Genomic DNA, 7652 nt, shown 5'->3' with positions numbered 1-7652 from the left:
GAGGGGAGACCGGGGCCGCTGGTGCGGGGCGTCGACGAACTGGGCGCGGGCGAAACCCTTGGCCTGGACGCCTTCGGGGAAGCGCCGGTTGGCCGAGCCGATGCCGTAGTCCTTCAGCAGCAGTTGCAGGCCGCGCGCGGTCAGACCGCCCGAGCCGTACTCGGCCCACGGCGCTTCCTTGTTCTCCGTGAGGTGGTCGAGTAGGCGACTGGTGCGTATGAGGGCGGGGGCGCCCTCGGGGGCGAAGGCGCGGCGGATGTCGAGCAGGATGCGGGTGCGCAGACTGCCCTCCTCGTCCGGGCCGGCCTCGTAGTCGGTCATCACCCGGCAGGCCGTACGCGCTCGCGCAGGCCACGGCCCGTCGGTGAGATCGGCGACGACGACCAGCGGTTCCCAGGTGTCGGCCGCCCGGTCCTCGACCGGCATGACCGGGTGTCAGAGGCCTTGCTCTTGCGTGGGCGCTCGGGGCCTCGAGAGGGGGGTGACTCGAGGGGGTAGGCGGCTCTTCAGGTGCGGTTCCCCGGGGGCCATCAGGGGGTCCACAAGGGAGCCGGGATGGTGCGCATCCGGCAACCTGCTGTGCTCGGCCGCGGCACCCGCTGGGTACGCATGTTGGCCGCTTGAGATCCGTTGCTCTAAGAGTCGGCTTGCGGGCGCGAGAGGGGCCTGGCGTTTTGAATCACGCAGTAGCCGTTTTGGAGCTGATCTCAATGAGCCCCTGAACTGGGGCGATGTCGTTTTAGACAGATCCCACGAAGGCAGGGGCTTGCCGAAAACCGTGCCGGAAACCCCAGTGGGGGGTACCGGGCGGGATGAGGCAAACGCCCTGGTCAGGTTTCCGTCGGGGCGCTGTCGGGTGAGGTCCGGAGGGACACTTTCCCAGGCAAGCGCCCTGGAGGTCGACTGACCGCTGACAGCCTAGCGGATAGGGGTTACCGAGGTCGCCCCCGTTGCCACTGCGCGCTGCTGCACGTTCTTGTATACCTTCTGACCTGCGAGTTTCCGGCGGGATGTCTGCGGATGGGACTCGATGCGGTCAGATGTCGGCAGTGCGGGGGTGGGACGGCATGTCCGTTTTGGTGAGTAGTTCCGGTTGTAGACCCGCTTAGCTGCATGCTCGGACGGGTGCGCTCGGCCAGCCCACCAGTCGCGCCTTCGATGATTCAGGCGCCCAGGGCACCCTTCTGCAGAACTTCTTGCGCCGGGTTTCCTGATATGCGACACGCCGAGAAGCGCACACCTTTTCCGTTGGCTAACAATTCTTGATAAGGGCCAACCAAACCTGCACCGTCGCACCAGGCCAGTCTCGTTTCGGTCATTCCATTCAGGGTCACGCTTTGCTGCTTTCCGCAGCTCAAGATGGCGCTCGACCAGGCCATTCCATGATTCATCCGATCACCTCACGCACCACTTCCACCCCACACCCCCCGCCTCTTCCGAGAATTTCCAGACGAGAACAAAATTTCGATTGCCAGGGTTTGGTCTAGCTCACACTCTGGGCTGTCAAATTTCATTCGGCACTTGAGTCGTAAGGGGGATGGCATGACGGATGCCTTCAACGTCGTGGAAGTGGTTACCAGCGGAGCGGGGGTACTGGCGGCGGAGATGGCCAGGTCGGGCTGGCAGGGGGTGCGTGATGCGCTGGTGGGCTTCTTCCGCCGGGGCGGCGATCAGAGGGCCCGCGAGGAGTTGCGTGTCCTCGATCTGTGGCATGCGCGTGTGCTGGACAGCACGGAGACCGATCGGGAAGCCGTACTGGAGGAAGTACGCGGCATGCTGGCGATCCAGTTGGCCGCGTTTCTGCAGAAGTACCCGGATGCGGTCACGGAGCTGGCGGCGCTGGTGCGGGAGCGGGAGTCGGGTACCGCTCCCGGGGCGAAACTGACCGCGCACAGCAACAGCAACAGCCAGGTCATCATGTCGGCCCATTCGATCACTGGCGGTACCTTCACCTACAGTCCGGGGTCGGACCAGTGACCTCGGAGTTCGGCGGTGGCCCGCCGCCGTGGCCGCAGTTCTCGCACAACCCACGGCCGCAATCGCAGGACCAGAGCGCCGAGCTGGATCCGTCGTCTGAGAATGTGCCCGAGTCTGAGGCTGGGCCGCAACCTGGACCCGAGACGGTCTCGGAGGAGATCCCGTCGGGGGCAGCAGGACTCGGAAGCGGTCCGAGGTCTCTGGATATCCGGGTGATCGGCAACCGGGACTCACGGATTGTCGTGGCCGCCGGCCCCGTGACGATGTCCGGGAAGCAGCCGCTGACGGTGACCGACATCGCGGAGTCGGAACTGAGGGTGGTCCGTCAGGCGTGGGTGGTCCGGGGCACGAGCACGACGTCGGTTCCCACCGCTTCCGACGCGGTGGACGCGCTGTCCGCCGAAAGCTCCGGACTGGCGGTGTTGATGGGCCCGGCGGGCTACGGGAAGCGGACGGCTGGGATCCGAGCGCTGTGGCAGGTATCGCGGTCCCGTGTCGCTGCGGGCAGACCCATGAAGCTGAAAGAGATCCAGCCGGACTGGGAGGATCCGTCTCTTCCCGATATGTCGCTGCTACCCGACGCGGCCAACACCGGCTATCTGCTGGATGTCGCCGCGGAGCTGTCCGAGTGGACGGCTCCGGGGCGTGCGGCGGCAGCTTTGGTGGCCCATGCGGAGAAGCTTGCACGCATTGGATCGTGTCTGGTCGTGGTCGCCGATGAGCGGAGCTGGCCTCGCGATGCTTCCCTGGTCCCGGTGGGAGCCCTGGTCCGGGCGAAAGACAGACCCTCGGCGTATCTGGTGGCCAGGGCGCATCTGGAGTATCTGTACGGCAAGCCGGGCCGGGCGGACTGGATCGCCCCCGAGACCGAAGTCAGTCCCGAAGGCCCCGCGGCGCGTCTGCTCAGGGAGGGCTCCGCCCCCCGGGACGGAGCCCGTTTGGCCTCCATGCTGGCGGCTGTCGACGGCTCGCCCGAGAGCGTCAAGACCGCGTTGAGCGAGTTTCAGGAGTGGTCCGCCGAGGTGGGTGGCGTGTTCAAATCCACCATCGACAAGCCGGAGGACCGGGCCTTGCTGGTGTCCGGTTTGTTCCATGACGGCGAGGACGTGCTGGTCATCCAGGACGGTGCCCGTGACCTGCTGGGCGAGAAGCTCGTCGGCACCACCGTGCGGGAGATTCTCTCGGGGCCGGACCTGAGCGACCGCCTCATCGGCGTGGGGGCGGAGGTGTCAGGGCGCCGGGCCTCCTTCGAATACAGGCCCGGTTATGCGCGAGCGGTGCTGTTGCACCTGTGGCATCAGCGTGCGGATGTCCACGATCCGCTGCTGAAGTGGCTCGACGGTGTCGTGTCGGGCAAGAGCGGTCTTCGGCGCCTGGCGCCCATCAGCGACCTGCTGGTGGAACTGGCGATCACGGAGAACGACATCCGCGTGATCGACAAGATCAAGAAGTGGATCGACGCGAGCAGTGACGAGGGGCACCTGCTGCTGATCGCCAACGTGCTGACACGGGCCGCGGAAGCCGACGAGCTGGGCCCGGCGGTACGGGTGCGGCTGCTGAACTGGGCGCAGGACTCCTCGGAGTCCGTGACACAGGTCGTCGCACTGGTCTGCCAGGGCGACTTCGCCCAGCACTTCCCTCGCCAGGCGCTGGTTCGTCTGCGGCACATTCTGGGCCAGGAGAAGCGCGGGCCGGCCGTGGAACGGGCGGAGGCCGCTCTGCGCACCATGGCCGCGGCCGACAACCAGCTTCCTCGCGTGTGGCGGGCGGTGATCCGGTGGGCGACCGAAACCCGCAGCGTGGCCGGGCACCGTGCCTTCCTGTCGCTGCTCAACCCGGAGAGTGACCCGTTCGTGCTGCAGGTGATGCTGGCGGCGGCGCAGCGTGACACTGCGATCGAGGATGCGCTGGTCAACGGCTGGAGTGCGGCGCTGGACAACCCGGTCGTGCATTCCGAGTGCCGCACCCTGATTCACCAGTGGGCCCATGCCCGGGCGGACGGTGTCGTGCCTCGTGAGCTGGTCACCGACATCCTCAACCGGGTCATCGCCCGGCATCTGATGAGCGTGCCGATCTCCGCGCTGGTCATCGGTGAGCCAGGTGTCTCCTACGACGAGGCGGTCATCGAGCTCCGTTCGGACCTGCGTCTGCCGGCGCAGATGAGTCCCTTCCCGACCATCACCGGTCACAAGGAGGGGTGAGAGGTGTTGTCAGGGAAACGAAGGCTACGGCGCGAGGCCAGGGAGCTGCGGGCTTGTCTGGGGCGGTTCGAGGCCCGTCTGGACAGCACTCACGAAGGCATAGCCTTTCACGCGGTGATCAGTGCGACGGTGCGCAGCGGGCCTCCGTATCCGATGCCGGCGCGGGATCTGGCCAACGAGATCCGGATCGTGTTGCGGCATGCGGCTGCCGACGTTCTTCAGCGGCATGCAGCCGTGGATGTCGCCTCGGTCCAGGACCTTCTGTCCCGCGAGTTGGGCCGCGCACGCGAACTGGTCGGCGAGCCGCCTGTCGCTTTCGACGCGACGGTCACACTCGGCCTGCTCCCCGGCGACGCGCGAGCGGTGGACGTGTTACTGGCGGCGCAGCGCGAGCAGACCGTCGCTGATGTCCGGCGCAGGCAAAAAACCTCGGCGCTGGCGCTGGAGCTATCCAGCCCCGCCGCTGTCCTGGCCCGGTGGTTCGAAACGGATGGCACGGGGTGGACCAAGGCGGCGCAGGAAAAGGCGTCCGAGGCCGCCGAGGCATTCGCCAGCTACCGGCCACCTGGAGAGCAGCCGGTCGAGCATGCCCTGGTGGAGGCGGTGCGAGAGTTCTTCGGCTCGTTCCCCGACCCTGCGCAGAAGCAGATGCTCTACGGGCTTCTGGTCGCGAGCATGCGCGCAGCCGAGCGTCCAGTTCATGCGGCCAGGGTCAGTGCGCTGGCCGAAGCGGCCCTGGTACACACCGAGCCACCGGAGGCGGAACATGACCAAGGCCAAGGGCTCCGTGACGGGGTGGATCGGGCACGGCCGGTGAGCGCCACTGGCTGGCGGTGGTTCCTTGCGCCCAGGACCAGTTGGCTGGCCTGGCGGCTGTCCCGACGCACCGGAGACGACTTCGACGCCACCTGGCGCCGGTCCCGCGTCCAGCTGCGTCCCGACGAAATGGGCTACCGCGCGGCCGGTCACCATCTCGATACACCGTCGGCCGACCAAGCACCCGCCAAACCACCATCCGCCCTGTGAGTTCCGGGGCCGCCGCTATACAGCGGCGGCGGCCCCGTATGGCCACGGATCATCCCGGCCCGCTTCGACACACCCTCACCAAGGATTGCCACTTGAGTAGCAGTTCGTGAAGATGGCGTGCGTGCAAGTTCCCTACATCCCCTGGCCCCGGTTCGACCGCCGTGTCCTTCTGTTGCTGCTCGACGACCGCCAGCGGCTGCTGGTGTGCGGATCGTGCTGCCACGGATGGACGGTGCCGCAGGTCCGCCTCGATTCCGGGGCGGACTTCAGCGGACAGGCGACCCAGTTCCTGAAGGAGCGCTTCGGAATCGACCGGCCCCGCTTCGCCGCCCTCTACGGAGTCCACGAATCCCCCATGAGCAAGGCATGGGAGCTCGACCGCCAGACCGAGTCGCGGGTGTTTATCGTACGCGTGTCCAGACGTCAGTCCGCTCTCGCCCGGGACGCGGGAGAGCGACACGCACTGTGGGGCGCGGAGGAACTACGCCGCCGCAGACGCGAAATCTCCCCCGAGGGCGTGGCCCTGCTGATCACCGGGTTCATCGGAGGCTGGCTACCCGACGGCCCGCTGACCCTCGGCTGACAACCACCCCGCAAGCCGTTCGGGTCCGCCTCGGATGCACCGAGGCGGACCGCCAGCACTCCTCCCGGTTTTTCGGACCCGTGGCGTCTGCCGACTCCGGAGCCGCCGTGGCGGCAGCAACAGAGGGGCGCACGAGCGACCGGCTTCTCGCCACGGGCAGGCGGGCCCGGATGACTGCCGAGGCGTCCGCTCGAGGCACCCCGGCGGGGGGACTACCGGTCGGCTTCGTCCAGAAAGCGGATCAGCGCTTCACGCAGGGATACGACAAGCCGTCTCCAGACGGTTCGCAGCAACGTGCATACGCGGTGCAGTCTCGCCGACCACCATCCCCACAGCCCGCATATGACCGGGGGGCCGATGACCACCGCCGCGAGAGCGAACAGGAGAAAGAGGGCCGGCGACTGGTCCGAGAGGCTGGTCATGACATCTCCGCCATTCCGGGGCGGATGCACGGCATGCGTCAGTCCGCCCACATCGAGAAGGAAATCGAGTGGTTACGGACTGAGATTCATGCCAGCGCGAACTCAGTCTTTAGTCCTACGGCCACCTCGCGGCAGCTAACAGCACGCCCCTGAAGGGGACTTGAGCCCCCCTTGGGGAGACTCCTTACCGCCCCGACGGGGACTTTTCGCTCCCCCCTTTGCGACCGGGAGGCGGGTGTTCCTCTGCTTCGTGGTTTCCATGCCGCATGAGCGGGCGAGGGTTGCTCTCCCCCACCAACGTGCACGTTGACCACTGCAGCCCGCTGGGACCGGTCCTGCGCACGCTCGGCAATACTGACCCTGCTACTCGGAGTCGGCAGCCGTCAGCTTACCGTCACAGATCAGATGCGTCAGCGGAACGCCAGATCTAAACCCGATGTCCTCGCGCAGGAGGCTCACGGGCAGCGAGGCGGCTGCCATCCCACGCGTTGCACGAACCGGACCAGTTGAGTGCGCACGCCAGCCACTGCGGCGCTGCCTGCCCGTCGTCATCCCTGGGCGAAGCCGGGACCGCTCGGGTCGCCCGGTTGCGGCCATCGCTGCGGAATTCGCGGAGTGCCCCTCGAATGTCCGCCAGCGCCTTCAGCCACGAGATGACGAGTTCCGACACCTTGGTGGCCAGCCGGCCGCCGAGCCAGAAGACAAGGCCCAACAGGCCGAAGAAAGAAAGCAGTCCGAGCGTGATGCGGTCCAACGTCCGAGTCCCTTCGATCAAGGGCCGGACAGGGCGGGCAGGCTCAGTCCGGCCACATGGTGGCTTGGACTGAGTTGGTGCCAGCGCAACGACTCAGGCAGAACTGTGTTACCCCGGAGCGTAGAGCAGCGCCTTGGCTCGGTGGTCAGAGGTGACTCGCGGGGCGGCGCTTGCCAGCCCCCGCTGCAATCCGGGGCCCCGAGTGGGCCCCGCCTCCGTCGCCCACCAAGGGCGATCGCCGCCCTATGAGAGTACAGAACCGGCACAGACAACGAAGCGCATACGACACATTCCCGATGCGCAGACCGAAGACACGCAGGCGCCTGTACTTCGCGGGCCCGCACAGGTGGCGGCATTGTGAACATCCTCAGCCGCGTACGGATGAATGCGGACACCTCCTGAACCCGCCGACGGGAGCTGCGCGTCCGCAGCCGGGAGATGGGGGCTGGCATCACCGGGCAACCACCACCCGGTAAAGACCGCCACGGGCCCGAAGGGCCGGGAAAAAGGCCGAGCCGGACGCTCCGCCCGGCCCGGAACCCTCGGCCCCCGACAGCCCAGGCCGCCCTGCTCCCAGTCCAAGCCGGCACCAGAGGAAGCCGAGACCTCCGGATCCCCTGCGCACCTCGGGGCGGGCGCCGGACGAGTGGCCGGCCTGACCGGCCCAACCCGCCCCGAGGTGCGCAGGG

Annotated in this window: 7 protein-coding genes and 1 pseudogene; 4 read left to right on the top strand and 4 right to left on the bottom strand. The window is 67.4% G+C overall.

All coding sequences use genetic code 11. The features are described 5' to 3' along the window. Together BFF77_RS24285 and BFF77_RS35290 are read right to left on the bottom strand one after the other, a co-directional pair. Window positions 1-432: pseudogene (locus BFF77_RS24285) on the bottom strand (DUF3631 domain-containing protein); the annotation flags it as partial. 731 nt (window positions 433-1163) lie between these two features. Next, window positions 1164-1391 carry a hypothetical protein gene (locus BFF77_RS35290; RefSeq protein WP_141698513.1) on the bottom strand — a complete coding sequence of 76 codons (228 nt, stop codon included), beginning with the start codon at window positions 1389-1391 and terminating at the stop codon, window positions 1164-1166. 151 nt (window positions 1392-1542) lie between these two features. On the opposite strand from BFF77_RS35290, the gene BFF77_RS24280 reads away from it, so the two are divergent. The 4 genes from BFF77_RS24280 to BFF77_RS24265 all read left to right on the top strand — a co-directional run bounded on the left by BFF77_RS24280 (window position 1543) and on the right by BFF77_RS24265 (window position 5787). Further along, window positions 1543-1977, top strand: a complete 435-nt coding sequence (locus BFF77_RS24280) for a hypothetical protein (protein WP_066953404.1) — start codon at window positions 1543-1545, stop codon at window positions 1975-1977. A gap of 212 nt (window positions 1978-2189) precedes the next feature. Continuing rightward, window positions 2190-4178, top strand: a complete 1989-nt coding sequence (locus BFF77_RS24275; protein ID WP_066953402.1) for a hypothetical protein — start codon at window positions 2190-2192, stop codon at window positions 4176-4178. Between the two features lie 114 nt (window positions 4179-4292). Further along, a complete protein-coding gene (locus BFF77_RS37075; RefSeq protein WP_245703682.1) occupies window positions 4293-5204 on the top strand; it encodes a hypothetical protein in 912 nt (303 codons plus the stop codon). Window positions 5205-5325: 121 nt separating this feature from the next. Next, entirely contained in the window at window positions 5326-5787 is a 462-nt protein-coding gene (locus tag BFF77_RS24265; protein WP_141698512.1) for a hypothetical protein, read from the top strand. A 212-nt stretch (window positions 5788-5999) separates the two neighbouring features. Here the strand turns inward: BFF77_RS24265 and BFF77_RS24260 are convergent, their stop codons facing one another. Beyond that, on the bottom strand, window positions 6000-6209 hold the full coding sequence (locus tag BFF77_RS24260) for a hypothetical protein (protein WP_066953395.1): 210 nt from the start codon (window positions 6207-6209) through the stop codon (window positions 6000-6002). 427 nt (window positions 6210-6636) lie between these two features. Continuing rightward, the gene (locus tag BFF77_RS35285; protein ID WP_141698511.1) at window positions 6637-6963 is read right to left on the bottom strand and encodes a hypothetical protein; all 327 of its coding nucleotides are present in this window, start codon (window positions 6961-6963) and stop codon (window positions 6637-6639) included. Between the last annotated feature and the right edge of the window lie 689 nt (window positions 6964-7652).

Origin of the sequence: Streptomyces lushanensis, assembly GCF_001700515.1 — a bacterium.
Classification (GTDB): Bacteria; Actinomycetota; Actinomycetes; order Streptomycetales; family Streptomycetaceae; genus Streptomyces; species Streptomyces lushanensis.
The sequence above is the reverse complement of the archived record's forward strand: the minus strand, read 5'-3'. Positions and strand labels throughout refer to the sequence as shown.